The organism is Nocardia sp. NPDC056952 (assembly GCF_042674185.1).
Lineage (GTDB): Bacteria > Actinomycetota > Actinomycetes > Mycobacteriales > Mycobacteriaceae > Nocardia.
The window spans coordinates 323,704-350,214 of sequence record NZ_JBHURA010000005.1; the positions used below are offsets into that span (position 1 = coordinate 323,704).

A 26,511-nucleotide genomic window follows, 5' to 3' on the forward strand; every position below is an offset into this window, starting at 1 on the left:
GAACGTGCCCGAGCGGGCTCGAGCGCCGCTGCACAGCACGGCAATGCACGGGTTGAAGATCGTGGTGATCGGCGGATTCGGTGTCGGCAAAACGACACTGGTGCGCTCGGTGAGCGAGATCCGGCCCCTCGACACCGAAGCCACGATGACCGACGTCGGGGCAGGTGTCGACGACACCAGCGGTGTGCCCGGCAAGTCGACCACCACCGTCGCCTTCGACTTCGGCCGCATCACCCTCGACGACGAACACGTGCTGTATCTGTTCGGAGCTCCTGGGCAGCAACGGTTCTGGTTCCTGTGGGACCGGCTCTTCGCGGGTGCGCTCGGCGCGATCGTGCTGGTCGACCAGCGCCGGATCAGCGACTCCTGGTATGCGATCGACCGGCTCGAACATCAGGGCACCCCGTTCGTGGTCGCCTGCAACGACTTCGGCGATTCCCATTCGCCCGGAGCGGTGCGTGACGCGCTCGATCTCGATCCGGCGGTGCCGCTGGTGATGTGTGACGCGCGCTCGCGCGAATCGAGCAAGCAGGTGCTGATCACGTTGGTCGAGCACCTGTATTCCGCTGTCCCGCAGGGAGAAACCGTCTGATGAGCACACCGACCGGCGCCTGCCCGATCACCGGCGCGGTGCCGTTGAGCGGGCCCGAGTTCCACATCGAACCGCACGAGGTCTACCGGCGGATGCGCCGCGACCACGGCCCGGTCGTCGAGGTAGAGCTGCCGGGCGGTTTTCCGGCGTGGCTGATCATCGGCTATCGCGAACTGCACCAGGTGACCAGCGATCCACTGCTGTTCCCGCGCGATGTGTCGCTGTGGAATCAGTGGGGCCGGGTACCGGAGGACTGGCCGCTGCTGCCGATGATCGGGCACCCGATGCCCTCGATCTACTTCACCGCGGGCGCCGAACACCGCAGGCACCTGGCGATGGTGGAACCGGCACTGGACGCGGTGGATCACTTCGAATTGCGCAGAGCCTGTGAGGAACTGGCCGACCGCCTCGTCGACGGGTTCTGTGGTCGCGGCAGCGCCGACCTGATCGCCGAGTTCGCGGTGCCGCTGCCCGCTCTCGCTCTGGCGCGCATCCTCGGTCTGCCCGACATCGATGCGGCAGACCTCGCCCTGGCGATGAAACAGCTCGCCGACGGTGGCGCCGACGCCCAGTCCGGCCATGCCCGCTTCGCCGAGCACATGGCCCGCCTGGTCGCGGCGAAAAGGGCACGTCCCGCTGGGGATCTGGCCTCGATGATGCTGGCCGACCCCGAGCCGTTCACCGACGAGGAATACATGAACGACCTGATGGCGATCGCCGCCGCGGGTCACCTCACCACCGCGGACTGGCTCGGCAGCTCCATGCGGTTGATGCTCACCGACGACCGATTCGCGAACGCGCTCGGCGGTGGCAGGCGCAGTGTCGGTGAGGCCATGAACGAGGTGCTCTGGGAAGAGGGGCCCACCTCGATTCTGGCGGGGCGCTGGGCCGCGCGCGACACCCGTCTCGCCGACAAGACGATTCGGGCGGGCGACCTCCTGCTGCTCGGTCTCGCGGCGGCCAATCTCGATCCGCATGTGCGCCAATCGTTTACCGAGGGCGGCTCGGTGCCCACCGGCAACAACGCCCACTTCGCGTTCAGCTATGGCGAGTATCGCTGTCCTTTCCCGGCGCAGCAGATCGCGGAGATCATCGCGAGGACCGGGATCGAGGTGCTGCTCGACCGGCTGCCCGATGTCGACCTCGGGGTGCCCGCCGACCAGCTCACCCGGCGACCTTCGGCTTTCCTTCGGGGCATGACCGCACTGCCCGTTCGTTTCACACCAGTTCGACCCGTCGGAGGTTTTTCGTGAGCTCGCCATGCCCTTTCGCCATCGACCCCATGGTCGGTGACCTCAACGGGGAAACCGCCCGACTTCGTGCACTCGGTCCGATCACCCGGATCGACCTGCTCGGTGTGCCCGCCTGGACGGTCACCGATCACGCCGTCGCGCGTCAGCTGACCACCGACACCCGGCTGGTCAAGGACATCAACGCGTGGTCGCTGTACGCCGACTGCGTGGTGACCAACCAGTGGCCGCTGATCGGGATGGTCCTCGTCGACCGGTCGATGTTCAGCGTCGACGGTGCCGAGCACCGCCGGTTGCGGCTCAAGACAGCCCAGGCGCTGGCCCCGCGGCGGCTGGAAGAGCTCCGTCCGGTGATCGAACAGCTCACCGCCGACCTGCTCGATGACCTCGAAGCCGCCGGTGCCGACGGCGCGCCGGTGGACCTCAAGGAGGTCTTCGCCTACCCGCTGCCGATGCGCGTGGTCGGCGACCTGATGGGCGTCGCGCGCGAAGACCACGCGCAGCTGCTCGAGTGGTACAAGAAGTTCTTCTCGGTGATGACCCCGCAGGACGAGCGCCTCGAGGTGATCGGCGGCCTCGATGTGTACTTCACCGACCTGGTCCGGCAGAAGATCGCCGACCCGGCCGATGACCTGACCTCGGCGTTCGTCACCGCCGACGAGGGCGGCGAGCCGCTCACCGAGGAAGAGGCGATCGGCAACATCAAGGCCCTCGTCGCCGCCGGCCACGAGACCACCGTCAGCCTGATCATCAATACCGTGCGCGCGCTGCTCGCCGAACCCGAGCAGCTGGCGAAAGTCCTTGCCGGGGACGTGGAGTGGAAGCAGGTCATCGAGGAATCGCTGCGCTGGGACGGCCCGGTCTCGCACCTGCTGATGCGTTTCGCCACCGAGGACATCGTTGTCGGCGACACCGTGATCGCCAAGGGCGAGGGCGTGGTGATGTCCTACCGTGCCGTCGGCCGCGACACCGCGGTGCACGGCGAGACCGCCGACGAGTTCGATGTGACGCGCCCGACCGCCAACCGCCACTTGGCCTTCGGCTACGGCCCGCACATCTGCCCCGGCGCCGCCCTGTCGCGGCTGGAAGCCGCGATCGCGCTGCCCGCGCTGTTCGCCCGCTTCCCGAAGCTGCGACTTGCCGTGCCCGACAGTGAGATCGGCAACCTGCCGGTGCTCACGCAGAACGATCTGGCCGCGCTGCCGATCATCCTGAGCTGACCGGCGACGCGTCGCGCCCGGTGGCTCCTACGCCGGGCGCGACGCTATCCGTGCGCTACAGACCCAGATCGCGGCCGATCAGTTCCTTCATGATCTCGTTGGAACCCGCCCAGATCTTGGTGACCCTGGCGTCCATCCACGCCCGCGCGACCCGGTATTCACGCATGTAGCCGTAGCCGCCGTGCAGCTGCACACACGCGTCGAGCACGTCGTTCTGCACCTGCGCCGACCACCACTTGGCCTTCGCCGCGTCGACCGCGGACAGCTCACCGGCAGCGTGGGCGACGATGCCCTGATCGACGAACGCCTGTGTCACTTCGATTTTGGTGACCAGCTCGGCGAACAGGAACTTGTTGTACTGGAAGCTGCCGATCTGCTGCCCGAATGCCTTGCGCTCCTTGGCATACTGCAGCGTCTCGTCCAGGATCGCGGAGGCGTGCGCGAGGTTGGAGATCGCCGCGCCGATGCGTTCCTGCGGCAGCCGCTCCATCATGGCGATGAAGCCACGGTCGACCTCACCGAGCCGGTTGGCGTCGGGGACACGCACATTGTCGAAGAACAGTTCGGCGGTATCGGATTCGGGCTGACCGACCTTGTCGAGCTTGCGCCCGCGAGTGAAGCCGTCCATCCCGGTCTCGATGACGAACAGGGTGATGCCCTTGGCCTTCTTCTCCGGGCTGGTGCGGGCGGCGACGATCACCAGATCGGCGTTGAAACCGTTGGTGATGAACGTCTTCGAGCCGTTGACGATCCAGTCGTCGCCGTCGCGCACGGCGGTGGTCTTCAGCGCGGCCAGGTCGGAACCGCCCGACGGCTCGGTCATGCCGATGGCCGTGATGATCTCGCCGGTGCAGAACTTCGGGAGCCAGCGCTGCTTCTGTTCATCGTTGGTGAGCTCGACCATGTAGGGCGCGCACACGTCGTAGTGGATGCCGAACGAGGACGCGATCGCGGCGCTCGCCTTCGACAGCTCCTCACCGAACACCGCGTTGAACCGGTAGTCGCCGGCGTCGCTGCCACCGAACTCCTCGGGCACGCCGAGGCCGAGGTAGCCCAGTTCGCCTGCCGCGAGCCAGGTTTCGCGGTCGATCGCCCGCTCTTCGACGAAGCGTTCGGCATTCGGCGCGATCGAGCGCTTGACGAACTCGGCGACCGACGCGCGGAAGGCGTCGTGGTCCTCGGTAAAGATGGAGCGCTTCATGGTGTCCTTTCGCTGACTTACTGTTCGGGCCGTTCGCCCAGCAGAACCAATGACGCCCGGACAACTCTGGCCGCGTCGGGTTCCTCACCGCTGATCACATCGGTGTAGATGAAGGTCTCGGTGATCCGCACCAGCAGCAGCGCCAACTCCGGCACCGGCAGCAGCGGATCGAGATTCCCGGCCGAAATCTCCTCGGCGAGTAGCTCTTCCACGATCGCGACGACGCGGTGCTGCACCGATCCCGCGCGTGTGGTGAGCAGTCGCAGCGACCGCTCGGGTTCGCGCAGCAGGAACTGGCGGAAGGCGTAGGAGGTGTTGGTGGCCTGCGCGAAATCACCGAGGATCGTCGCGATGCGGTACGCGCCGTGACCGGGCGCCGCGGCGGCCGCGCGCCGCAAGGTCGGCTCGGCGACCGACCAGATCACCTCGGCGAGTAGTTCGTCGCGCCCACCGACCCACCGGAACAGCGTCGCCCGGTTCACCCCGAGCGCGACGGCGAGTTCCTTCATCTCGAGTCGGTGCCCGGCCAGGAATACGGCCCTGGCGGCGCGGAACGCGCTCACGGCATCGGGACGCGCCGCGGCGTCCTGGAGCCGCTTCTCCAACGCCGTCTGCTCGATCACGTCACCTCCATGCACCGTTTCCTACAGTGTATGAACTGTGCAACGTCTGTCAATATGTTGCACTCGGGGCACAAGACACGGGCACAAAAAAACTCCCCGGTCACCATGACCGAGGAGTTCTCTCTGTAGCCCCGACGGGATTCGAACCCGCGCTACCGCCTTGAGAGGGCGGCGTCCTAGGCCGCTAGACGACGGGGCCAGAACTACAGCTCACCGGGGTGAGCCGCGCGGAACATACGATAGCCGACGACCTGGTGATCGACCAAAACGGGTGATGATCGCTGCTCGATGTGCCTGATGCGCTCTGCTGATACGCCGCCGCCCGAGACGAGCTCGGGCGGCGGTTCTGTGCGCACGACCGGTTGACCGCCCTCTGGCAGCGGGGCAAGGTGGGGCCATGACCAGCAAAGAGCTGCGCGGTGGGGTGGAGATGAGCAATCTCGATCAGCCGTTGTTCGACGGGGCCGAGGCGACCAAGCGGGATCTGGTCGACTATCTCGAGTTCGTGGGGGAGCGGCTCGTTCGGGTGTTGCGGGGGCGGGCCCTGTCGGTGGTGCGGGTGCGGCCGGGGCAGGAGCCGTTCATGCAGAAGAACCTGCCGAAATACACCCCGGATTGGGTTCCGCGCGCGACGGTGTGGGCCGAGAGCTCGCATCGCGAGGTCACCTACGCGCTCGGCGACGACGTGCGCACGCTGCTGTGGTTCGGAAACCAGCGCGCGGTGGAATACCACCCGCTGTTGCTGCCGGTCGACCACAGCGCGGGACCGACGCACCTGGTGCTGGATCTTGATCCCTCACCGGGGCAGACGTTTCACGACGCGGCCGCGGGTGCGCATCTGATCCGGGCCGCGCTGGCGGCCGACGGGCTCGCCGGTGCGGTGAAGACCAGCGGCGCCAAGGGATTACACGTCTACGTGCCGATCGAGCCCGGCGTCGCGATCGAGGACGCCGCGGCGGCGACACGGGCCGTCGCGGCCAGGGCCGAGCGCATCGACCCCACCGTCGGAACCACCGCGTTCATCCGCGAGGACCGTGCGGGCAAGGTCTTTCTCGACTCCACGCGAGCCGGTGGCGCAACGGTGATCGCGGCATACAGCCCGCGTATCCGCCCGGGTGTACCGGTGTCTTTTCCCCTGCGCTGGAACGACATCGACTCGGTGACCCCCGCCGACTTCACCCTGCGCACAGCGCCGAACCTGCTCGGCGATTCCGACCCGTGGACCACGGAAATGCCCGCACCGCAAGCACTTCCGGCCGACTTGATCGCCGAGGGCCACACCATTCCGATCGCCCGGGTCCAGGCGATGCACGAGGGCAAACGCCGGGCCCGCGCCCGCCGCACCGAATGAACACTGTCCCCCTGCCGAATTCGGCAGGGGGACAGTGCTTCAGATGCTGATCAGCTCCCGAGCGAGGCGACGCCCGCCTGGGCGAACTTCTCGTCGAGGTCACCGCTCGGGGCGCCTGCCACGCCGATGCCCGCGATCGGGGCATTGTTCGACTTCACCGGGGCGCCGCCACCGAGGAAGAGGGTGCCGTCGATGTCGGCCAGATGCGGAGCCGACTCGAGACGCTTGGCCAGCTCGGTGGTGGGGGCGTTCCAGGAGACCGCGGTGAAGGCCTTCTGCTGGGCGGCGTCGTAGGACTGCGGGCCCGCGCCGTCGCCGCGCAGGGTGACGATGACATTGCCGTTGCGGTCGACAACCGCGACGCTCACCCGCTGGTTCTCCTTGGCGGCGGCGTCGAGGGCGGTCTGCGCGGCCTTGGTGGCGGCGGCGATCGACAGGTGAGTCGACTGGGCCAGGTTGGCGTCGGCGGCGTTGACGACGACGGGGGTGCGGGTGGCCGGGTCCTGATCCTGCGCCTGGACCGTCACGACGCCGACCACACCGGCGGCGACGACACCGACGGTGGCGCCGGCGATGATGAGACGGTTGCGGGTGGTGGACTTGGCGGTCATGACTGCTCCTGTGCGGATCTCGGCCGGCCGGCGGTCTGCCGTGGCCTGTTGATATCCATCCTGTTCGCTCGCGGGCCCGCGCGGATCGGCGTACCGGCTGCACTCCGGGGCCGGATCGGTCGACACCCGGGTCAACCGATCGGATGACCCACCGCGGGCGATCGCCGGGGGAGAATCGGAGTTTGCCCAGGCCCCGTACCCGTTCGTGGGCGAGAACCCGCGGCCGCGGCCGCCCGAGAGACGCAGGTGGACGACATGGCTCAGTTGCTCGGCGCCCAGCGGGACGACACGCGACTGCTTGCCGTCATCGTGCACAGTGCCTTCTATGTCCTGCTGGCCGCTTCCCTGATGCGATGGTTGATCCGGCACAGCGAGACCCGGTCGACGCCGTTGATCGTCGTCCTCTCCGTGGTGATCGCGGTGCTCTACGCGCTGAGCGAGCTGCGGCAATCGGGGCGGCTGGTGTGGTTCGCGCTGTTGGTGCTCACCTGGTCGGTGCTGGTGGTGCTCGCGCCGAGTTTCGCCTGGTGCGCGGTGCCGCTGGTGTACACGGGGTTGCGGATTCTGTCGGAGCGGGTCGCGGTGATCCTGGTCGTCGCGCTCACGGCGCTGGTGGTGGTGAGCCAGGTGCGCATCGCCGGGTGGCTCGATCCGAATCTGGTGCTCGCCCCACCCGCGGTGGCGGCGGTGACCACGGCGCTGTTCGTCGGAATGCGCCGTCAGGCCGAACGGCAGGCCGCGCTGATCGACGACCTGGTGCGGACCAGGCGGGAACTGGCAGCCACCGAACGCAGGGAAGGCACCCTGGCTGAGCGGCAACGGCTGGCCATGGAGATCCACGACACCCTCGCACAGGGCCTGTCGAGTCAGCGCATGCTGCTCCAAGCGGCCGACCTGGTGTGGGACAGCGATCCGCAGCTCGCGCACACCCATCTGCGCTCGGCCGCCGCCATCGCCGAACGTGACCTGACCGAGGCCCGCCGGTTCGTCCACGACCTGGCACCGGCCGACCTGGCCGCGGGCGGATCGCTGCCCGCCGCGCTGGCCGCGCTGGCCGAGCGGGAGACCACCGACACCCTGAGCGTGCGCTGCCATATAGAAGGAACGCCGGGACCGCTGCCCCAGCGGGTCGAGGCCACCCTGCTGCGCATCGCCCAGGGCGCGCTGGCCAATGTGCGCGAACACGCGGCGGCCACCACCGCCACCATCACCCTGACCAGTCTCGACGACCAGATCGTGCTCGACGTCGCCGACGACGGACGCGGCTTCGACCCCGACGCGCAGACCGACCCGGCACAACATCGCGGCCACGGGTTGCCCGCTGTTCGGGCTCGGGTCCGCCAACTCGGCGGCACCTGCACCGTCGAGTCCGCGCCGGGCGACGGCACCGTGCTCTCGGCCGCCATTCCGCTCGGCACCGTCGCCGGCGCGACCGCGGTCGACCGGTCGGCGGATTAACATCGGCACCTGTGAACCCCACCGTGCGCCTGTTGATCTGTGACGATCACGCTGTCGTCCGCGCCGGACTGCACGCGCTGCTGTCGAGCGCGCCGGATATCGAGGTCATCGGGGAGGCCGCCGACGGGCCGACCGCGGTCACGCAGGCCGCGAACCTGAACCCGGACGTGGTGTTGATGGACCTCCAGCTCGGCAGCGACATGGACGGCGTCGAAGCGACCCGCCGGATCACCGCCCAGCCCGCGCCGACCCCGCACGTCCTGGTACTCACCACCTACGACACCGACGCCGACATCACCCGCGCGATCGAGGCGGGCGCCACCGGATACCTGCTCAAGGCCGAGCGGCCGGAGGAACTGTTCGCCGCCATCCACGCCGCGGCGAGCGGGCAGACCGCCTTGTCCGCGCCGGTCGCCGCCAAGGTGATGGCCAAGATGCGCAATCCAGGACCCACGCTCACCGCGCGTGAGCGCGACATCCTCGGTCAACTCGCTCACGGCCTCGGCAACCGCGAGATCGCGCGCGCCCTCCACATCAGTGAGGCCACGGTGAAGACGCATCTGGGCCGCATCTACGACAAACTCGGCGTCGACACCCGCGCGGCGGCGGTCGCTGTCGCCACCGAGCGCCGCTTGCTCGCCTGACCGGTCGTTATCCCGCTGATCTGCGGGTTTACGCCGGAACGAGGGTGGCGGCGCCGAAGGACACGTGGAAGCGCTCGCACCAGATGCTGACCGACTTCACCGTGGACAGATCGGTACCGGCGGGCAGCTCGTAGTTCTGGTTGCCCTCGTTTCCCTTCAGGGAGCCGAGGTCGATGTGGTTGCCGTCGTCGAAGTTGTGCCAGTCGTCGACGATCACCGGCTGATCGGAGAGCCAGACGTGCAGGGCAGGCCCGTCGGAGGTGTTCAGGTCGACGATCCGGAGCACGATGGTGCCCTCCGACGTGCGCTGGAGCTGGGCGGTGCCGGAGGTGTCGTGCTCATGGGAGACGAAGGTGCCCTCCGCGATGACCGGCGGTGGCGCGCCGTCCACTGCGACGATCGGTGCCTCGTCGACGGTGACCGTGGTGAACAGTCGCCAGGGCTGGAACAGGTAGAGACCTACGCTCACGGCCGCGACCACGCCGAGCGCGATGACGGTGAACAGGGTCCGGCGAGTGCTCATGTGCGCCTCCTTTTCACCCATCATCCCCCGGCCCGACGTGGGCCGCTTGCCCGAATTGCCGGGAAAGAAACGTGACTGGGGTCTCTTGTTCCGCATGAGCCCCGTCACATTACGGCGCTATAACGACAGTGGTGTGATTACGGATTTATTACGGTCGACCAGGGGTGAACAGTGTTCGTTTGGACAATGCTCGCTACAAATGGCGTCGTGATCGGTACGTGATCTCAGGTCGCAAACCAGCTACATTCGATCACGGCTTGAACAACAACCCGAGCCGAATCGAATCGCAGAACGCCAGAAAGCCTGCCCCGTGATTCGAGGATCCCCGACATGACTGAGGGGCAGGGACGCGGTAGTTTCCATCACCGAGTCGGTGGGCGCAGGCAGGAAATACTTTATGTCTTTGAATCGCAAGTTCACCACCCGTGCCCTTGGTCTTGCCGCTGTTGCCGGCGCGATGATCGCCGTTCCGGCCGGTCTGACCACCGCAACCGCCTCGGCGAACAACTGGGACGCCGTGGCGCAGTGCGAGAGCACAGGCAACTGGAACATCAACACCGGTAACGGCTACTACGGCGGCCTGCAGTTCTCGCAGAGCACCTGGGAAGCCTACGGTGGCGCGGGCACCGCCGACAACGCCAGCCGTGAAGAGCAGATCCGCGTGGCCGAGAACGTGCTGGCCGCGCAGGGTCCCGGCGCCTGGCCCGTGTGCAGCGCCTACCTGTAAAGAGCGCTGACAAGTAAGACTTTCCTTGTCGGGAAACGAATTACCCGCTATTCGATGCACACGTCGAATAGCGGGTTTTTTCGTTCTCGAGGGAATCGAGTCGATACACCGTGAGTGACGCGGCGAGCATACGCGAATCTTTCGGATCGGCCGGGTCGAGACCGGTGAGTTCGGCGATCCTGCGCAGGCGATAGGTAAATGTATTCGGGTGCACGTGAATAAGTCGTGACGCAGTTTTGCGGTCGGCGCCGTGCACGAGATGCGCTTCCAGCGCGTCGATCAGGTGCGGGCTGCTCAGGAGCGGAATCACCCGCTGCGCCAGGCGTTCTCGGGCCGGGCCGGGCCGGGTGAGCTGATATTCGAGCAGCAGATCGTCGAGCCGATAGCAGCCGCCGGGCTTGCCGCGTAGTCGCGCCAGTTCGGTCAGTTCGGTCGCGTCCTTCGCCGCGGCCGGAATGGCGTCACGACTGACGCCGGAGAATTCGGCCAGATACACCGGTACCCCGAACTGGGCCCGCAGTCGGTCGGCGAGTTCGTCGAACTTCGCCGTGTCGAGGATGTCGGTTTCGGAACTGTGACTCAGCAACGCGATGCCGTGAGCGCCGTCGAAGGTGGCCGGGGTGGTGGTGCCGGTGAGTTCGTCCAAAGCGCGCTGCAACACGCGGATCCGTCGCCTGGTCACCAGGTTGGCCGCGGTGCCCACGCGCGGCGGCTCGCTCAGATGGACCGCCAGCACCGTGTACTGGTCGGCGAGGATCGTGTCGGCGCGGGCCGCGAGCTCCTCGGCGGGCAGGCCGCGCACCAGTGCCGAACACAGCTCCCGGCGCGCCTCGCGTTCGGCGTGATAGATCGACTGCTCGACCTCGGTGTAGGTCTCCACGACCGTCATGTTGATATGGCGCAGCAGATCGAGCAGGCGGTTGCCCACCCGCGCCATCTCCGCGGTCTCGGTGGGCAGAGCCAGCGACAACGCCTCCGCGAACACCGACTGCGCCGAGCCGTGGATCGCGCCGATCAGCATCGGCAACGGCAGCCGGTCCTCGGCGTGACGCTCGGCGACCGGGGCGACGAAGGCCGCGACCTCGGCGTAGGTGAACTCGCGGTCGGCGCCGATCGCCTCGAGCACGGCCCGCCCGCACGCGTAGATGGTCGGTAGCACTTCCGCGGTGAAGTGTCCGTCGGGCAGTTCGGCGGGCGCGTTGGCGCCGAGACCAGCGGCGAGCATGCGTTCGGAGATCTGTGGCCACCGCGTCAGCAGGCGGGCGGTCAGCGCGGGCAGAGCGGGGAGTTCGGAAACGGGGTGTTCGGCGAGCATGACTCGATTGTGTCCGACGACAGCCCGGTAGTGGACCATCCGATCGAAAACGTACAGAACTTGGTTCCCGCGCCAATCCGGTCCAGAGTTTCTCGTTGCCCGGTGCAGTGACATCACTGTGTCCTGGGTCATAGATTCGCAGAGCGCGTCCGAGCTACCTGTTCGTCGACGCGGATCTACGGAAGTGAAACCATGATTGCAACGACGCATTCCCTTCGCCGCGCACTGTGCGGAATCGGCATCGCCGCGGCGCTGACCGTGGCCGCAGGCCCGGCCGGCGCGGCTCCCACGCTGGAACCGACGATCGCCTCGCTGGCCGAATACATGAACGCGGGCACGGTGGCCGCCGCTGACGGCCGCACCCCCACCGCCATCGCCGACACCGGCAGCGCCTCGGGCAGCAGCTCGGGTTCGTCGGGCAGCCGCGCCTCCGACGCCGTCGGTGAGGGCCCCGAGATGTCGGCCTACCTGCCCGCCTTCGCCTACGGCCTGCTCCACCCCGACGCCGCGCCGCCCGGCGCCAACCGCTGGGACTGCAAGCCCTCGGCGCAGCACCCCCGCCCGGTGGTGCTGCTGCACGGCACCTGGCTCAACGCCTACGACACCTTCTCCTATCTCTCGCCCCGCCTCGCCGAGGCCGGGTACTGCGTGTTCGCCTTGAACTTCGGCAAATCCGGGCTGCTGGAGGCCGGTGGACTCGGAGCCGTGCTGCCGGGGCGCTACGGGGTCGGCCCGATGGCCGATTCTTCCCGTCAGGTCGCCGCCTTCATCGAACGAGTACGCGCGGCGACCGGGTCGGACCAGGTCGACATCGTCGGCCATTCCCAGGGCGGCACCATCGCGAATCACTACCTGAAGTTCGAGGGCGGCCAGGGCAAGGTCGGCAAGCTCGTCAGTTTCGGCGCCACCCACCACGGCACCTCGCTGCTCGGGATCGCCACCCTCGGCCGCATGATCAACAACGCCGGCATCGACATCCTGGGCTTCTACCGGCCGATCATCGGCGCTGCCAATGTCGAACAGGCCATCGGCTCGTCGTTCTACACCACCCTCAACGCCACCGGCGACACCGTGCCCGGCGTCGCCTACACCGTGGTCGGTTCCCGCTACGACGAGGTGATGAATCCCCTCGACCTCACCTTCCTGCGGGCCGGACCGGACGCGACCGTCGACAACATCGCCCTGCAGAACGGCTGTGAGCAGGACGTCTCCGACCACCTGACCATGATGTATTCCCCGCGCGCCGCCTCGATCGCGCTGCGTGCCCTCGACCCGGAAGGCAGTCCCACCTTGACCTGCACGTTCAACCCCTGGTTCTTCGGTGGCGGCGGCAGCCTATGACCGTCGACGCCCCGGCGCCGACCCGGCAGGCCGCGCCGCTGCTCCCGCCCGATGACCCGTTCTACGACGCGCCATCCGGTTTCGACGTGCTCGCGCCGGGGACGGTGGTGCGGTCGCGGCCGGTGGATGTCGCGTTGTTCGGGGTGATCCGGCAGCGGATCACGGCCTGGCAATTGCTGTACCGCACCTGTGATCTCGACGGTGCGCCGGAAGTGTCGGTGACGACGGTGCTGCTGCCGTGGGGCGCCGCCGCGCGTCCCCGGCCGCTGGTGTCGTTCCAGTGCGCGATCGATGCGGTTGCCCCGCAGTGCTTTCCGTCGTACGCGTTGCGGAGCGGGGCGTGGACGATCGGTTCGATCGCGCCGCTCGAGCTGCCGATCATCGCGATGGCCCTGGAGCAGGGCTGGGCGGTATCGGTACCCGATCACGAAGGGGCGGGTGGCCGGTTCGGAGCGGCACGTGAACCCGGATACCGTGCGCTGGACGGGATTCGGGCCGCGCTCGACTTCGCCCCGATGGCGCTGACGCCCACCACGGCGGTTGCCCTGTGGGGCTATTCGGGTGGTGGGTTGGCGACGGCGTGGGCCGCCGAACTGGCCGCCGAGTACGCGCCGGAGCTGAACATCGTCGGCGCGGCGGCGGGATCACCGGTGGGTGACCCGGCCGCCGCGTTCGTTCGTCTCAACGGCGGATGGTTCGCCGGGTTCCCGGCGGCGTTCGTCGCGGGATTGCGGCAGGCCTATCCCGAGCTCGATCCGGTGCTGAGCGATCACTTCGACGCGCGATATCGCGGTCTGCTCGGTGAGGCCGAGGAGCGCAGCACCTTCGCGCTGCTGCTGCGGTTCGCCCGTCGCGATGTGACCCGGCATCTGCGCGGCGGCATGGGGGAGCTGCTCGCCGAGCCCGTCCTGCGCCGCATTCTCGCCGACATCGAACCCGGCACTCGCGCGCCCGCCGCACCGCTGCTCATCGTCCAGGGGGTGAACGACGAGGTGATCGCCGTCGCCGATATCGACGCCCACGTGCGCCGGTACGAGCAGGCCGGGGCGACGGTGCGCTACCTGCGCGTGCGCCGCGGTTCGCACCTGCCACTCGAATTCCTCATCGTCCCGGCGATTCTCGATTGGCTCACCGACAGATTCGCTGGAATTCCCGCACCGACCGGCACGTGCACTGTTGCCTCCGTCGCCCGCTCACCGCGGGCACTGCGTACGCACTTCGCGTTCGTGCGGCTGGCACTGCGCATGCTGGCAGGTATGCCGATCGGTGGGGTGTCACCGGAACGAACCAGCCTGCGTGACAGCGATACCGAACATCCGCACGTGGTCGGTGATGCCTCGATCGCGGTCGAATGCTGAGTCGGTGTACTCCGTGAGACGCGTGCTCGATTGTGGTGGCGTGTCAGGAGCGGCCGCCGTGAGCTGAGCGTCGCCACGCAGCGGCCAGAGCGCGACGAACTCCGCGGTGTCGCGCCGTGTTCGGCTGTCGCTGTCTCGTTGTCGCCGCGCCGCCTCGAGATCGGCCGACGCGGCGTGCTGCCGCGCCGTGTCGTTCCTCGAAGGTGTCATTCCGTGTTCCTCACTACCGGCACCGGCACCGGCACCGGCCGTCGGAACATAGATGCGCCATGCCCCGGCGGCGGTTCGCCGCGAACCGTTTGCCCCTCGCACGGCATCAGTGTCGGTGAGGGGTTTCACCGACGTTGTCGCCACCACTGCGCCGACGTCGGTGAAGTACTACTGCCCTGGGAGTGACGGCCGCGCCGCCGCTCGCCGAGTGGAGCCGCAGGGGGGTTCCACCCGGTCCGTCGGCGCGCCCTCCCGGGGCGTATCCGAACCCGGTTGCCGGACGAACATCTCCGGCAGCCGGGTTCCGTGCCTTGCACCACAACCCGCGACGATCAGCTCAAACCGGCGACGATCGCCGCCCGTACCGGATCACCGGCAGGTAGGCCCTTGGCCACCCGCCGCCAGGCGTTGCGCCCGGCCGTCAGCGAGCAGCGCACCGCATCGGTCACCGCCGAGACGTGCGTGCTGTCGAGTGCCGCACCCGGCAACAGCGAGATCTCGAGATCCTCGGACATGGTGAGCGCCCTGGTGACGGCCTGCCCGGTGAGCGTGCCGTCGTCACCGGCGTAGAGGACGACGAGCAGTTCGGCGCGCTCGGCACCGAGACGCACCGAGACCCGCACGATGTCGCCCACCGCGGCCCGAGCGCCGAACGAGTGCACCGAGATTCGCGTCTGCTCCGCGCCCGCGGGCGAACGTGTGAATTCGATCCCCAACTCCCGGTCGCGCTGCTTCTGCACCGTGCGAGTCGCTGTCTGCTCGCTGTCCGACGACGCGGCGAGCGGCTGCACGGACCAGCCGGGCACCGTCATCACAGCCCGGCGCGCACCGAGGTCGCCGAGCGCGGCTGAGCCGCCCGACACCGCGCCCGCGCGTAACAGTCGCTCGGCGATTCGCGCCCCCGCGGCGGCGGATTCCGCGTCGGCGTCCGGACTGTCGGCCGCGGCGAAGGCGATCAGCACGTCGAGGTCGACAGGCAGACTCAACCGGTCCGCGTCATGATCCGGCGCCATCACGCTGTCTCCTCGTTGTCCCGGTCGTCGAGCTGCGCGCGCACGGCCTCGCGCAGCAATTTGGCGCCTGCCGCGCGTAATCGCTTGACCTTCTCCTGGCTGAACCGCAGGTCGCCGGCCACCTCGCCGGTGGTCTGCACATCGGTATAGCTGCCGTCCGTGGCGATCAGGAAGGTCGCGCGGAGCACGGCCGCGGTCTCCGCGTGCGTGATCGAGGCCAGTGCGTCCCGCAGGACTGCGCGGTCGGCGAGCCGGTTCTCGGCGTCGCCGCACCGGTGATCCTCGAGTACCAGGACCGCCGACTCGTAGTCGACCCGCTGGCCGGGGTGGCGTTTCTCGGCGGTGCGACTGCGGCGGTCCTGGAGAACCTGCCACTGGAGTTTCTTGAGCACCAACGCTTTCCAGTGCCGGATCCGCTCGGTGGGCAGCGTCGCGGTGAGTTCGACCATGGTGTCCTGGGCGACGTCTTCGAAGTCGCTGCGCATGTCCGGGTCGAGCCGATCCAGGACGTAGCGCGCTTTGGTCGCCGCATAGGTCGACATGGTGACCAGATCGGCGCCGAAGATGTGATCGACCACCGCCGGGCGCAGGCGTTCGGGGACCTCGCTCCAGCAGGCGCCGAGCCATTCGTCCAAGGGTTCAGTGCTCACCCGGCACCCCCACGCGGCCGACGGTGCGCCCACCACGGCTCGGTTTCTCGACGTTCCCCATGCCGCAGGCCGGGCCGAGGACAGACAGTGGCGCGCGGTACGGGGTCGAGCATGTCGCATCGCGGAGCCTCCTGTCGGGTCGATCGGCTCCTACACAGATGCGGTTGCGGCCCGCGGCGGTTCGCTCAGTCGGCATCGACGGTGTCCACGGATCAGGTCGGGCACGCCGGGGAGGCGACCATGAACGAGAACGCGATCTGGCAGTACCAGGCCTTTTCGACCTTCCACTTCCCGTCCTCGACGACGAAGTTCACGATGAGCGGCTGCGGCGGGCTGTTGTTGATGGAAGCGGTGCCGTCGGCGATCATGCCGGGGGGTGCGGCGCGGGTACCCGTGATGGTGAGCGCGATGGTGGCGCCGCCCTGGCGGGGCGCGTCGGCCACCCGGTTCGGCAGCTCGGGGTCGCTCCCGATGCCCTGGATCAGCTCGAGCTTCTCGGCGTTGGACACGGTGGTGTCGAGCAGCCGTCGCATCAGTTGCCCGACCTCGTCGGCGCCGGGCAGCGGCGGCGGTGCGGAAATCTCTTGCGCGACCACGGCTGTCGGCTTCGCGCCGGTGTCCGTGTCGTCGGCACAGCTCGCCGATACCGGGATCGTGACGAGCAGGGCCGCGGCGGTCAGGGTGCGTCCGGCGATGTGTCGTCTCGACAACGTGGTCCCCTGGGTCGATCGGTGGTGTGCTGGAATTCCATCGTATCGGGGCATTCCCGGCAGGGTCGCCGGTGCTGCCCGGAGGGAGATGGGGGAGACATGGCAGGCGAATCGACCGATCAGCCGACGGATGCGCTGTTGTCCGATGACGCGGTGCTGATCGAGCTGACCGGCGCGTCGCAACGCTGGCTTGCGCTGTGCCGTGCTGCCGTTGCGGCCGGGCCGGATGCCGCGCGCCGATTGCTGGAACACCGGCGGGAGACGGGCGTGCTGGCGAGGCAGTCGCTGGCTCGCTGGAAGGATCTCGCCGCGGACGATCTGCTCGAGGAAGAAGCCGAAGATCCCGACGCGCAGGACCGTCGGATCACCGCGGATCTGTCCGCCGCACGCGCGATGGCGGTGCTGGCGCAGGCATTGACCGGTTCGATCGACACCGACGACGCGTGTGCGGCCTTTCTCGATCACGCCGAACGCGCCGGTCTGACCTCGGTGGGTACCCAATTGCTGCCCGCGGGCATTCCGATCACCAGCGCGAACGCTCCGCTCGGCGAGATCGTGCGCCATCTCCTCGGACAGGGCGCTCGCGCGGCGCGCGGCTACGCCATCATGGCCGCGCTGGAGTTGTCCGGGCATACCCTCCCGGTCGTGCGCAGCAGCCGGATCAGCGTGCTGTTCGCCAGCTTCGGCGGTGGTGGCGAGGTGGGCGTGCTGCGCCTCGACCAGGTCCGGGGCGGGCCGAGCGGCCTGCACCCCGACCCGGCGCGGATGGGTTTCCTGCAGGCCGATCGTGCCTTCACCGACAGCCTCGAAAAAGCATGGCGCATCAGCAGATTGGCCGGCACCGACGCGTGCGTGCGATGGTCGGTCTCGACGCACGGCAGCGCCCCGGCCAACGACATCAACGGCGCGTCGATGGGCGCGGCGTTCGCGGTCGCCCTGGACGATCTCGCACCGCGGCACGCCCTGCTGCGAAAGCTGCGGCCCCGTCGACTCGACCCCGAGTGCGCGGTCACCGCGGGCCTGTCCGGGTCGAATCTGACGGCGGTCGGTGGCTATGCGGGCAAACTGACTGCCGCGCAACGCTCGTCGCTGCGCGTGGTGGTCGCGTCGGAGGCATTGCGGGAAGCCGCCGACGAGGCGCCACAGAATTACGCCGACCGGATCTCGGCCGCCCGCACGGTGACCGAAGCGATCGCCCGGACCCGCACACGGGCCAACCTCGCGCTGTGGATCGTTTCTGTCGCGGCTGGGCTGGCCGTGTTGCTGGCGGTGGTGTCGGTGACCAGTGTGGTCCAGCTGCGCATCGGGAACGCGGCCGCTCGCGCGGAATCGAATTCGCGCCTGTTCGCCGGTGTCGCCCGAGGGGGCGGCAATCTCAATCCCGCGCTGTCCCAGCAGATCGCCCTCGCCGCCTATCGCACCGCTCCGACCGAGGAGGCGAGGTCCGCGCTGCTGGAGAACACCGCCACGAATGCGCCGATCCGGATCAGTCCCGGCGTCGTGCTCGGTCGCGGCGTGGTCTTCGATCCCGACGCACCACGCATCGCGACCACCGCGCAGGGCGACGTGATCGCGATCGGCGAAGGTGACGGCTCTGTGGAATTGGTGCGGGTGAGCGAGTCCGGCATCGATCGGTGGCCACGGTTCGCCACCGGGAGCGGGCACATCCGCGGTCTCGCGATGAGCGCCGGTCACGAGTGGTTGGTGGTCGCGGGCGATCTGCGGTCGGCGTTGTGGAACATCGCCGATCCCGGTGCACCGCGCCTGGTGACCGAGCTGCCGCTCGGTGGCCGGTTGCCTTCGTCGGCAGCGCTCAGTCCCGACCTCGGGTTCGTCGCCATCGGCACCCACAGCGCGACTGTTGTGAGCTGGCGCCTCGGCGACGATCCGGCGCACCCAGTCGCGCTGCCGACGATGTCCGGTTCGGGGCAGCGTGCGGAGGTCGCCCTGAGCGATCGCACGCTCGTCGCGGCGGTGCCGTCGTTGTTCGGCGGAATCTGGACCACCACGGTGCGCGCCTGGAACATCGAGACCCTCGACCGCGAGCAGACACCGGTGTTCGACCGCCGCCTCGAACGGCCCGGCGGCGCGGAGGCGAGGTCGGTCGAGTTCAACGGCGACGGCACCGTGCTGGCCGTCGGCCTCAATCCGGGCGAGGTCGCGCGCTGGCGAGTAGGCGCGGACGGCTTCGACCCGATGCCTGCCGTGCCGCGGGGCGCCAACGAATACCTCGACGTATCACCGACCGGGGACGGTCGATCCGCCGTGATCGTCGGCGGCGACACCCGGGCGCGCATTCGCGATCTGGACACCGGCGAGGAGCTGGTCACGCTCCCGATCGACATGGTCGCGCGGGCGCGCTTCCTGCGCGGTGGAAGGTCGCTGGTGACAACGAGTTTCGACCATGCCGTGCATGTGTTCGAACTGCCGGGCCCGGTCGTGTCGACCAGCTCGCTGACGCTGTTCCGGTTTCCGCTCGACCAGCCTGCCCTCCCGCAGGACCTGTTCCCCCACCTGCGAAGTCTGGCCAGAACTCCCTACGCCACCGATCGAGCGCTGCTCGACGGCGACCCCGCCGGCCTGATCGACGTCGTCGCGATCGCCCCGAACGCGGCCAGGGCGGTCACCAGAACCGAATCCACGATCCAGGTATGGGACATCACCGACCCGGTGACTCCGCGTCGTGTCGGCGCGCCGCTCAGCGCGGCAGGCGTCGACATCCGCGCCATCACGTTCAGCCCCGACGGTTCCTTGGCCATCGGCCGCAGCATGACCCAGACCGTCGATCTCTTCGATGTCGCCGGCGAGCCCCGGCTGCGGTCGAGTATCCGATTCGGCCGCGGCTACCCGACCTCCCTCGCGTTCAGCCCGGACGGCGGCCTGCTCGCCGTGGGCAGCCACCGCACCGGCAATGTCAGCGTCTTCTCGACCACCTCCACCGCGCAGCCGATCGCCGAACTGTCCGATCTGCGAACCCCGGGACAGACCATCGCGCTGGCCCTGAGTTCGCGCGACACACTCGCGGTAGGCACTCTCACCGGCGCCTTCGTCTACCAGCTCGGCACGCCGGGTACCCCGCCGCGTGCCCTTGCAGCCCCCGTGGGCGCCAACGGCTCGGCGGGTTCGGTGGCGTTCGATCCGGACGGAACCCTGCTCGCCATCGACGACATCGTCAGCGGCACCATCCTGCTCTGGGACTACTCCGACCCAGCGCACCCCACCGCCTACGCCACCATCGCCCGGGGGCTGCGCCACCGGCAACCCACCATGCTGGCCTTCGCCGCGGACGGCGCTGTCCTCACCGAGTCCGCGGTCGACGGCACCCTGCGTCAATGGCGCACCGACGCCGCCGCAGAAGCCGATCGGATCTGCGCCAGCGGCACCACCCCGATCACCCGCGAGGAATGGGCGGGCGCCCTCCCCGGCCACGCCTATGTGAACACCTGCCCGGCACGCTGACCGATACCCCCTGGCCGGAGTATTCGCATTTGTGTGTGACGCTGTGTAGCGGTGCCCCTATTTCTTGGGGCAATGGAAATGCGGCCTTATCGGATGTCGCAATACGAATCTCATAGAGTTCTCAGAATTAATTAAGGAACAGTGGGTATCGCGCGAAAATGCCAGGTGGGGGTGGTGTTGTGGCCGTACTGTTACCAGTGTCACTAAATCGGAAAATCCGTAACCCGTCGCGTTTTAGTGTCGATATGCCATTCGTAAGCCAGCTCCGGCTGGGCCTATGCGAGAAACAGAGGAATTACTATGATCCCCGTTATCATCGACACCGGTAGCGCTGCCCTGGGCGGCCTCTTCGACACCCTCGGCGCCGCACTGCACGGGCTGGTCGACACCCTGTGGACCGGTTCCTTCGGCGGCTGAATCAGCCCCATAGGTCGATGAAACGACCTGGTCCTCGCTAGCGCGTGACCGACGAGAAGGCCTCGCACCCGATGGGTGTGGGGCCTTCCCTCGTCAGTGGGTGTGGGGCGCCTGTTGGGACACGTGCTTGGGACCGTGCGAGTCGGCGCACGGGTGGGAGTCACGGTTGCCGATGTCGAGCAGTTTCGGGCTGGCGTGGTCGACCTGCAGGGTGACGTGCTCGATGTGGTGGTCGTGGTCGAGCATGTGCGCGATGTCCTCGCGGACCGCATGGCAATCGTGGCCGGGCTGGACGAGAACGTGGGCCGACAGCGCGGGGGAGCCGGAGGTGATTTCCCAGATGTGCAGGTCGTGGACTTCGGTGACGCCGTCGCGCGCGGCCATGTCGCGACCGATCTGCGCCGGGTCGAGATGTTCGGGCGCGGCCTCGAGGAAGATCCGGCTCGACGCCTTGATCAGCCCGATGCCGGCCTTGATCATCAGCGCCACCACGATCAGCGTCGCGACGACGTCGGCCTGGACCCAGCCGGTGAGGATGATGATCAGGCCGGCGACGGCGGTGGCGATGAACGCGAACAGGTCGTTGAGGATGTGCTGGTAGGCGCCCTCGACATTGAGACTGGTGCGATCGGCGCGGCTGATCATCCAGGTCGCGAGCACGTTCACGGCGACGCCGACCAGCGCGGTGATCAGCACCAGCCAGCCGTGTACCTCCGGCGGCTCGAACAGCCGGCGAATCGCCTCGTAGCCGAGCCACAGTGCCAGCAGTAGCAGCGTCAGCCCGTTGGCCTGGGCCGACAGGATCTCGGCCCGCTTCCAGCCGAATGTCATCCGCCCGGTCGCCGGTCGCGCCGCGAGCCGGATCGCCCACAGCGCCAGCGCGATCGAGGCGGCGTCGGTGGTCATGTGTGCCGCGTCGGAGAGCAGCGCCAGCGAATCGGCGATGATGCCGACGATCACTTCGCCGATCAGGAAGGTGACGATCACCGCCAGCGCGCCGGCCAGCCAGCGTCGATCGCTGTCGGCCGATACCCCGTGGTCGTGCCCGTGCCCTGCGCCCATCGCGTTCCCCTTCTCCTGCGGTCCGATCGGTCGCAATCATATGCACACATCGCTATGTATGCAATTCGTTCTTGGTCGAGCGTGATCGTCGCTGGTCATCGGATGTTGCCGCGTCGAATTCCACCCTATGCCTGAGCGTACGGTCGCGGTGCTGCCCATCGAATCACTCTCGAGAGTGAGGTGCGGTGGACTGTTTGCGGACAGACTGGGACGTCGTGGGAGTACCTCGGGAACATCCGTCGCGGCTGGACGCACTGATCGCCGCCGTCGTAACGGTCGCGAGCGTCGTGCCCGCGCTTGTCGTCGGTGCGTCGTGGTGGGTTGTCGGGCTGTCGGTCCTCGCATCGGCGCCGGTGCTGTGGCGGCGTCGGGCGCCGGTGGGTGTGCTGTGCGTGGTCGGCCCGGCGATCACGGCGCTCGGCTGTGTGCACGCGTTGCCGGTGCTGCCGTTCGGCACGGTCGTCTGTGTGTACACGATCGCGGCGTACTGTTCCGCGCGGCAGCGTCGGCTGACCTTCGTACTGGTCGCGGTGGGAATTCTGGTGTCGCTGCTGGTGCCACGAGAGCCCGCTGATTCGTACGCCTATGCCGCGATGTCGTTCATGACGGCGTGGGCGCTCGGGTCGGGCGTGCGTGCGAAGCAGGCACAGATCGACGCGCTCGCCGAACGGACACGACGTCTCGACGACGAACGCGAGGCCGCGGTGGTCCGCGAGCGGTTGCGGATCGCCCGGGACATGCACGACGGGCTGGCCCACACCGTCGGCGCGATGATTGTGCGCGCCGAAACCGGTCCGCTGCTGGATCGGGCGGATGCCGACGCGGCCTTCGCGGCGATCGCCGACGGTGGACGTGATGCCCTGCGGGAACTACGCCACAGCATCGGTGTGCTCCGCGAGGACGATCCGCCGCATCAACCGGGGGTGGCGGCTATCGCCGATCTCGTCGCCCTCGCCGAACACGGGGGTCTGACCGCGCGTTTCACCGAGCACGGAACCCGCCTGCCGATCTCACCGCAAGCCGATGCCGCCGCGTACCGGATCGTGCAGGAGGCGCTGACCAATACGGGCAAGCACGCGAAGGCGACGCGGGTCGAGGTGGTGCTGAGCTGGTCATCGGGTCGGCTCGGGGTGCGGATCGCCGACGACGGCACCGCCGTGGAACATGCGCGGGCGGACGCAGGCCCGACGGGCTTCGGTTTGGTCGGGATGGCCGAACGGGTACAGGCGTGCGGCGGCTTGCTGCGGGCGGAGCCGACGCGTGCCGGGTTCGTGGTGTCGGCCGATCTGCCACTGGCACAGAGGAGTTGACGGTGCGGGTGCTCGTTGTCGACGACCAGGAATTGTTCCGTGCCGGGTTCCGCCTCATCCTGGAATCCGAACCCGACATCGAGGTGGTGGGGGAGGCCTCCGACGGTGTGGAGGCGGTGACGGCGGCCCGGCGGCTCGTCCCCGACGTGGTGGTGATGGACGTGCGGATGCCCCGGCTGGACGGGGTGGCGGCCACTGCGCGGATCTGCGCGGAAACCGCGGCAAAAGTACTGGTGCTCACCATGTTCGATGTCGACGAGTACGTCTATGCCGCCTTGCGGGCGGGTGCGAGCGGGTTCCTGCTCAAAGACGCACGCAGGGCCGAATTGATCGGTGGCGTCAGGGTTGTCGCCGCCGGCGACGCACTGCTGGCTCCCTCGGTGACGCGGCGGCTGATCGCCGAGGTCGCCGGACGCGCGCGTGCCCACCCGGAAGCGTCCGCGCAGCTGGCCGTGCTGACCCCGCGGGAACGCGACATCCTGCGTGAACTCGCCGCCGGCCGATCGAACACGGAACTCGCGACGCGGCTGGTTGTCACCGAACACACCGTGAAAACTCATGTCAGCTCCGTTCTTTCGAAGCTGGGGCTGCGCGATCGGGCGCAGGCGGTGGTCTTCGCCTACGAATCCGGAATGGTGGCGCCGGGGGACAATCAATTGCCGGGTGGTGTGCGATGAGCTCACTCGCGAGAGGGAGACGAGTCCGCTCGCACGGGCGATGTGCGGGGACCCGCTCCACCGTGACGATTGTCGCGTGACATCTACTGAAGAGGCTGTGCGCGAAGAGTTCTCCGGGCGAACCGGCCGACGAATGCCCGGTCGGGAGCTGACGGCTTGGTCGGCCGCCACGGTGAGCTCGGCGGTGTTGTGGAGTATCGGCACCGGTTTGCAGCCGGTCCCCGGAGTTGCCCTCCTCGCCCCACTCCCGGTGCTGTGGCTGGCCCCACGGCGCTCAGCTCGAGCGGTGTACGCGGCGGCGGTGCTGTCCTGGCTCGGCGGCAACGCCGAATACTGGTCCTATTTCACCGACACCCTGGAGCAACCCGAGGCGACCGCCGTCGCCCTCTTGGTCGGCAGCGCACTCACCTTCGGGGCCTGTGTGGCGCTCTTCCGAAATCTGTTGACGCAGAACAGGTTCGGGTTGGCTGTGCTCGCGCTACCCGCCGCATGGACCGCCGCCGAGTTCCTGTTCGGTCTGGTCGGCGGGATCGGCGCGTGGTGGAGCATCGGCTACTCCCAGGCCGGGGTCGACCCGATCGTGCGTGTCGCTTCGCTGACAGGGGTGTGGGGGATCAGCTTCCTCGTGCTCGCGGTGCCCAGTGCCGTTGGCACGATGACGGCACCCGGCATCCGAGCGCCACGCCTGCTGAGGACAGCGGGCGTGACGGCCGCAGTCGTAACCTTCGCCATCGGCACAGGTCTGTGGTGTTCCGCGGCGGCGAGCGGCGGTCCGGTGACACGGGTGGGGCTGGTGGCTCTCGCACAGCCGCCGATGTATGTTCCTGTCGCGTCGCCCGACGGTGCGCGGATGATCGCCGAGGCGGTCACCGCCGTCGACGAACTCGCCGATCAGGGCGCCGAGGTCATCGTGTTCTCCGAGAAGGCATGGCATGCACGACGATCCGAACTCTTCCTGTTGCGCGACCCGCTCACCGCCGTAGCCGCTCGCCGTGGCATCCACGTGGTTGTCGGCCTGGAACTCGAGCAACCGGGCGGCACCGTCAACGCCGCCATCGCCTATCCGGGCGAAACCATTTACGCCAAGCGCTATCTCGTCCCCGGGCTCGAGTCCGGCCTACAACGCGGTGCGACCCCGGTCCAGATCCCCGGCCGCTCGTGGGCGCTCGCGATCTGCGCCGACCTCGACCACCCGGCCCTCGTTCGCCAGAACCGCGCCGACGGCGCGACGCTTCTGCTCGCGCCTGCGCTGGATTTCAGCGTCGATCACTGGTTACACAGCCGGATGGCGGCGGTACGGGCCGTCGAATCGGGCATCGCCGTCGCCCGTCCCGCCCAGCTCGGCGAGCTGACCGCCACCGACGCACAGGGCGCCGTTCGAGCCTCCGTCCGCACCGGCATCACCGAAACCCACACGATGCTGGCCGACATCCGCACCGCCGGCGATCGCACTCCCTACGTCCGCTGGGGCGACTGGTTCGGCGCACTCGCGATCGCGCTGGCTGTGGCTTGCGGACTCGCCGCCCTGCGTCGCCGTAGCCACTCGACCGAGGAGACGTCGTGAATTACTCGATCAGTCCTGATCGGGCCAGGAATCGGCGACGACCAACTGTCCCGCCGCCAGGAGCAGCGCGTAGTGCGCGGCGATCACGCCGGGCGGATAGGTCGGCCAGAACGACACCGCCCCGGTCACCTTGTCGATCACGTAGACCGAGCCGCCGATCGGGATCGGCCGATCCGGTGGCGCGTGCAACGGCTCAACCGCGAAAACCGCGAAGCCGTCCGCGAATTCGACGATCTGCCGATCGTGACCCGGCAGGTCGACTGGTAGGTGTTCGGCCGCCACGCGGGTGGCCTCGGCCCGGTCGACCGGCGTCTGCGCGTCGGTCGGATATGCATGGATGTCCACTTGTTCGCTCCTCGCGGGCGATTGTCGTCGCCCCGGTCCGATCGTGCTGGACTTCGCTCGAATGCGCGAACCCGCGATGATCGGGTCCGGAAACGAACGAGCCCGGCGTCCCTGCTCCCCCCTCCTGGAGCAGGCCCGGCCGGGCTCGCAAGAACTACCTTCCGGCACGGCCCCAGCAGGATCCTGAAGAGCCGCTTAACGCGCGGCGTTGTCATCGGCGCGGTCCACCGCGATAACCCCATATGACGGACAACACCTGCGGTGCGCACTGCGCGCGCCTGTGTACCAGGGACGGGCTGGCCGAGGTGCTGGCCACCGATCGCGGTCTGCTGCACTGGCGGGCCATGCGCAGCCTCGGCGACGCCGGCCTGGCCGAGCACGCGGTGCAGGAGACCTTGCTGCGCGGCTGGCGTTCGTGTCACGACTTCGACGGTCGCAAGGGCAGCGTGCGGACCTGGCTGCTGGCGATCGAACACAACGTCATCATCGACATCGTGCGGGCCAGAGCCGTCCGCCCCGGTGATGTGGGCTGGGACGACATCACCGAGGTGTCGGTCTGCGGCAAACCGGACTTCGCCGACGGTCTGGTCGACGGGTTACTGGTCGATCAACTCCTCGCTCGGCTCCCGGAACCGCAGCGGGCAGCCGTGACCGAGGTGATCTTGCACGACCGCGGCTACCGGGAAGTCGCCGCCGATTTCGGTGTTCCGATCGGGACAGTGAAGACCCGGGTTCACTACGCGCTGCGATCGCTGCGCCAATTGCCAGAAGTTGCCTGAACTAGCCCGCTGACGGCTCAGCTGGGCATCCGACCAGCGTCTTTTGATACTCCTATCCAGTTACATTTCGGTAACTGTGCTTGCCCTGTGGTTGTCAACGT

At 68.3% G+C, this 26,511-nt stretch carries 23 protein-coding genes, 1 tRNA gene and 1 pseudogene; 14 read left to right on the plus strand and 11 right to left on the minus strand.

Annotation, left to right across the window (positions count from 1 at the left end; genetic code table 11):
* The first annotated feature begins 43 nt into the window (after positions 1 to 43).
* Genes ACFTS5_RS20315 through ACFTS5_RS20325 form a run of 3 tightly spaced genes read left to right on the plus strand, consistent with a single transcriptional unit; the run spans position 44 to position 3,062 of the window.
* Positions 44 to 592, plus strand: a complete 549-nt coding sequence (locus ACFTS5_RS20315; protein WP_378633469.1) for an ATP/GTP-binding protein — start codon at positions 44 to 46, stop codon at positions 590 to 592.
* Positions 592 to 1,845 carry a cytochrome P450 gene (locus tag ACFTS5_RS20320; protein WP_378633083.1) on the plus strand — a complete coding sequence of 418 codons (1,254 nt, stop codon included), beginning with the start codon at positions 592 to 594 and terminating at the stop codon, positions 1,843 to 1,845. Before ACFTS5_RS20315 ends, ACFTS5_RS20320 begins: the two co-directional genes overlap by 1 nt.
* Positions 1,842 to 3,062 carry a cytochrome P450 gene (locus ACFTS5_RS20325; protein ID WP_378633085.1) on the plus strand — a complete coding sequence of 407 codons (1,221 nt, stop codon included), beginning with the start codon at positions 1,842 to 1,844 and terminating at the stop codon, positions 3,060 to 3,062. The genes ACFTS5_RS20320 and ACFTS5_RS20325 overlap by 4 nt, the downstream gene beginning before the upstream one ends.
* 55 nt (positions 3,063 to 3,117) lie before the next feature.
* Here ACFTS5_RS20325 and ACFTS5_RS20330 read toward each other — a convergent pair whose 3' ends face one another.
* The 3 genes from ACFTS5_RS20330 to ACFTS5_RS20340 form a co-directional block, all read right to left on the minus strand.
* The gene (locus ACFTS5_RS20330; RefSeq protein ID WP_378633088.1) at positions 3,118 to 4,263 is read right to left on the minus strand and encodes an acyl-CoA dehydrogenase family protein; all 1,146 of its coding nucleotides are present in this window, start codon (positions 4,261 to 4,263) and stop codon (positions 3,118 to 3,120) included.
* A gap of 17 nt (positions 4,264 to 4,280) precedes the next feature.
* Positions 4,281 to 4,886 carry a QsdR family transcriptional regulator gene (locus tag ACFTS5_RS20335; protein ID WP_378633091.1) on the minus strand — a complete coding sequence of 202 codons (606 nt, stop codon included), beginning with the start codon at positions 4,884 to 4,886 and terminating at the stop codon, positions 4,281 to 4,283.
* 126 nt (positions 4,887 to 5,012) lie between these two features.
* Positions 5,013 to 5,085: transfer RNA gene (locus tag ACFTS5_RS20340), tRNA-Glu, on the minus strand.
* A gap of 198 nt (positions 5,086 to 5,283) precedes the next feature.
* Here ACFTS5_RS20340 and ACFTS5_RS20345 point away from each other — a divergent pair.
* Positions 5,284 to 6,237 (plus strand): DNA polymerase domain-containing protein, encoded by a 954-nt coding sequence (locus ACFTS5_RS20345; RefSeq protein ID WP_378633093.1) that lies wholly within the window; start codon positions 5,284 to 5,286, stop codon positions 6,235 to 6,237.
* Positions 6,238 to 6,287: 50 nt separating this feature from the next.
* Here the strand turns inward: ACFTS5_RS20345 and ACFTS5_RS20350 are convergent, their stop codons facing one another.
* Positions 6,288 to 6,848 (minus strand): heme-binding protein, encoded by a 561-nt coding sequence (locus ACFTS5_RS20350; RefSeq protein ID WP_378633096.1) that lies wholly within the window; start codon positions 6,846 to 6,848, stop codon positions 6,288 to 6,290.
* Between the two features lie 255 nt (positions 6,849 to 7,103).
* On the opposite strand from ACFTS5_RS20350, the gene ACFTS5_RS20355 reads away from it, so the two are divergent.
* Together ACFTS5_RS20355 and ACFTS5_RS20360 are read left to right on the plus strand one after the other, a co-directional pair.
* Complete coding sequence (locus tag ACFTS5_RS20355) at positions 7,104 to 8,306, plus strand: sensor histidine kinase (RefSeq protein ID WP_378633099.1); 1,203 nt, start codon at positions 7,104 to 7,106, stop codon at positions 8,304 to 8,306.
* Between the two features lie 11 nt (positions 8,307 to 8,317).
* Complete coding sequence (locus ACFTS5_RS20360) at positions 8,318 to 8,950, plus strand: response regulator (protein WP_378633101.1); 633 nt, start codon at positions 8,318 to 8,320, stop codon at positions 8,948 to 8,950.
* A 28-nt stretch (positions 8,951 to 8,978) separates the two neighbouring features.
* Here the strand turns inward: ACFTS5_RS20360 and ACFTS5_RS20365 are convergent, their stop codons facing one another.
* Positions 8,979 to 9,473: a DM13 domain-containing protein gene (locus ACFTS5_RS20365; RefSeq protein WP_378633103.1), complete on the minus strand. Its 495-nt coding sequence runs from the start codon at positions 9,471 to 9,473 to the stop codon at positions 8,979 to 8,981.
* Positions 9,474 to 9,870: 397 nt separating this feature from the next.
* Between ACFTS5_RS20365 and ACFTS5_RS20370 the strand changes: the two are divergent.
* Positions 9,871 to 10,197, plus strand: a pseudogene (locus ACFTS5_RS20370) (transglycosylase family protein); the annotation flags it as partial.
* Positions 10,198 to 10,240: 43 nt separating this feature from the next.
* On the opposite strand, the gene ACFTS5_RS20375 reads toward ACFTS5_RS20370, so the two are convergent.
* On the minus strand, positions 10,241 to 11,515 hold the full coding sequence (locus tag ACFTS5_RS20375; protein WP_378633106.1) for a PucR family transcriptional regulator: 1,275 nt from the start codon (positions 11,513 to 11,515) through the stop codon (positions 10,241 to 10,243).
* Positions 11,516 to 11,707: 192 nt separating this feature from the next.
* Between ACFTS5_RS20375 and ACFTS5_RS20380 the strand changes: the two genes are divergently transcribed.
* Together ACFTS5_RS20380 and ACFTS5_RS20385 are read left to right on the plus strand one after the other, a co-directional pair.
* A complete protein-coding gene (locus ACFTS5_RS20380) occupies positions 11,708 to 12,856 on the plus strand; it encodes an esterase/lipase family protein (protein WP_378633107.1) in 1,149 nt (382 codons plus the stop codon).
* Positions 12,853 to 14,214, plus strand: a complete 1,362-nt coding sequence (locus tag ACFTS5_RS20385; RefSeq protein WP_378633110.1) for a lipase family protein — start codon at positions 12,853 to 12,855, stop codon at positions 14,212 to 14,214. The genes ACFTS5_RS20380 and ACFTS5_RS20385 overlap by 4 nt, the downstream gene beginning before the upstream one ends.
* A gap of 542 nt (positions 14,215 to 14,756) precedes the next feature.
* Here ACFTS5_RS20385 and ACFTS5_RS20390 read toward each other — a convergent pair.
* The 3 genes from ACFTS5_RS20390 to ACFTS5_RS20400 all read right to left on the minus strand — a co-directional run bounded on the left by ACFTS5_RS20390 (position 14,757) and on the right by ACFTS5_RS20400 (position 16,797).
* Positions 14,757 to 15,437: a hypothetical protein gene (locus ACFTS5_RS20390; protein ID WP_378633113.1), complete on the minus strand. Its 681-nt coding sequence runs from the start codon at positions 15,435 to 15,437 to the stop codon at positions 14,757 to 14,759.
* Positions 15,437 to 16,087 (minus strand): hypothetical protein, encoded by a 651-nt coding sequence (locus ACFTS5_RS20395; protein WP_378633115.1) that lies wholly within the window; start codon positions 16,085 to 16,087, stop codon positions 15,437 to 15,439. The genes ACFTS5_RS20390 and ACFTS5_RS20395 overlap by 1 nt, the downstream gene beginning before the upstream one ends.
* Before the next feature lie 212 nt (positions 16,088 to 16,299).
* Positions 16,300 to 16,797 (minus strand): hypothetical protein, encoded by a 498-nt coding sequence (locus tag ACFTS5_RS20400; protein ID WP_378633118.1) that lies wholly within the window; start codon positions 16,795 to 16,797, stop codon positions 16,300 to 16,302.
* 99 nt (positions 16,798 to 16,896) lie between these two features.
* On the opposite strand from ACFTS5_RS20400, the gene ACFTS5_RS20405 reads away from it, so the two are divergent.
* Complete coding sequence (locus ACFTS5_RS20405; protein WP_378633119.1) at positions 16,897 to 20,256, plus strand: WD40 repeat domain-containing protein; 3,360 nt, start codon at positions 16,897 to 16,899, stop codon at positions 20,254 to 20,256.
* A 510-nt stretch (positions 20,257 to 20,766) separates the two neighbouring features.
* On the opposite strand, the gene ACFTS5_RS20410 is transcribed toward ACFTS5_RS20405, so the two are convergent.
* Positions 20,767 to 21,735, minus strand: coding sequence for a cation diffusion facilitator family transporter (locus ACFTS5_RS20410; protein ID WP_378633122.1), 969 nt, complete (start codon positions 21,733 to 21,735; stop codon positions 20,767 to 20,769).
* Between the two features lie 215 nt (positions 21,736 to 21,950).
* Here ACFTS5_RS20410 and ACFTS5_RS20415 point away from each other — a divergent pair, with 215 nt between their 5' ends.
* From ACFTS5_RS20415 to ACFTS5_RS20425, 3 genes are all read left to right on the plus strand, one after another.
* Entirely contained in the window at positions 21,951 to 23,045 is a 1,095-nt protein-coding gene (locus ACFTS5_RS20415; RefSeq protein ID WP_378633124.1) for a sensor histidine kinase, read from the plus strand.
* Positions 23,042 to 23,722, plus strand: a complete 681-nt coding sequence (locus ACFTS5_RS20420) for a response regulator (RefSeq protein ID WP_378633127.1) — start codon at positions 23,042 to 23,044, stop codon at positions 23,720 to 23,722. The genes ACFTS5_RS20415 and ACFTS5_RS20420 overlap by 4 nt, the downstream gene beginning before the upstream one ends.
* A gap of 76 nt (positions 23,723 to 23,798) precedes the next feature.
* Positions 23,799 to 25,286 carry a nitrilase-related carbon-nitrogen hydrolase gene (locus ACFTS5_RS20425; RefSeq protein WP_378633129.1) on the plus strand — a complete coding sequence of 496 codons (1,488 nt, stop codon included), beginning with the start codon at positions 23,799 to 23,801 and terminating at the stop codon, positions 25,284 to 25,286.
* 9 nt (positions 25,287 to 25,295) lie between these two features.
* On the opposite strand, the gene ACFTS5_RS20430 is transcribed toward ACFTS5_RS20425, so the two are convergent.
* Complete coding sequence (locus ACFTS5_RS20430) at positions 25,296 to 25,631, minus strand: hypothetical protein (RefSeq protein ID WP_378633132.1); 336 nt, start codon at positions 25,629 to 25,631, stop codon at positions 25,296 to 25,298.
* A 242-nt stretch (positions 25,632 to 25,873) separates the two neighbouring features.
* Between ACFTS5_RS20430 and ACFTS5_RS20435 the strand changes: the two genes are divergently transcribed.
* Positions 25,874 to 26,410: an RNA polymerase sigma factor gene (locus ACFTS5_RS20435; RefSeq protein ID WP_378633135.1), complete on the plus strand. Its 537-nt coding sequence runs from the start codon at positions 25,874 to 25,876 to the stop codon at positions 26,408 to 26,410.
* Positions 26,411 to 26,511 lie beyond the last annotated feature (101 nt).

Bases quoted from the DNA above. Each gene is read 5' to 3' on its own strand.
- ACFTS5_RS20315 (WP_378633469.1), top strand. From the start codon at position 44: ATGCACGGGTTGAAGATCGTGGTGATCGGCGGATTCGGTGTCGGCAAA.
- ACFTS5_RS20320 (WP_378633083.1), top strand. From the start codon at position 592: ATGAGCACACCGACCGGCGCCTGCCCGATCACCGGCGCGGTGCCGTTG.
- ACFTS5_RS20330 (WP_378633088.1), bottom strand. From the start codon at position 4,263: ATGAAGCGCTCCATCTTTACCGAGGACCACGACGCCTTCCGCGCGTCG.
- ACFTS5_RS20345 (WP_378633093.1), top strand. From the start codon at position 5,284: ATGACCAGCAAAGAGCTGCGCGGTGGGGTGGAGATGAGCAATCTCGAT.
- ACFTS5_RS20350 (WP_378633096.1), bottom strand. From the start codon at position 6,848: ATGACCGCCAAGTCCACCACCCGCAACCGTCTCATCATCGCCGGCGCC.
- ACFTS5_RS20355 (WP_378633099.1), top strand. From the start codon at position 7,104: ATGGCTCAGTTGCTCGGCGCCCAGCGGGACGACACGCGACTGCTTGCC.
- ACFTS5_RS20365 (WP_378633103.1), bottom strand. From the start codon at position 9,473: ATGAGCACTCGCCGGACCCTGTTCACCGTCATCGCGCTCGGCGTGGTC.
- ACFTS5_RS20375 (WP_378633106.1), bottom strand. From the start codon at position 11,515: ATGCTCGCCGAACACCCCGTTTCCGAACTCCCCGCTCTGCCCGCGCTG.
- ACFTS5_RS20380 (WP_378633107.1), top strand. From the start codon at position 11,708: ATGATTGCAACGACGCATTCCCTTCGCCGCGCACTGTGCGGAATCGGC.
- ACFTS5_RS20385 (WP_378633110.1), top strand. From the start codon at position 12,853: ATGACCGTCGACGCCCCGGCGCCGACCCGGCAGGCCGCGCCGCTGCTC.
- ACFTS5_RS20390 (WP_378633113.1), bottom strand. From the start codon at position 15,437: ATGGCGCCGGATCATGACGCGGACCGGTTGAGTCTGCCTGTCGACCTC.
- ACFTS5_RS20405 (WP_378633119.1), top strand. From the start codon at position 16,897: ATGGCAGGCGAATCGACCGATCAGCCGACGGATGCGCTGTTGTCCGAT.
- ACFTS5_RS20410 (WP_378633122.1), bottom strand. From the start codon at position 21,735: ATGGGCGCAGGGCACGGGCACGACCACGGGGTATCGGCCGACAGCGAT.
- ACFTS5_RS20435 (WP_378633135.1), top strand. From the start codon at position 25,874: ATGACGGACAACACCTGCGGTGCGCACTGCGCGCGCCTGTGTACCAGG.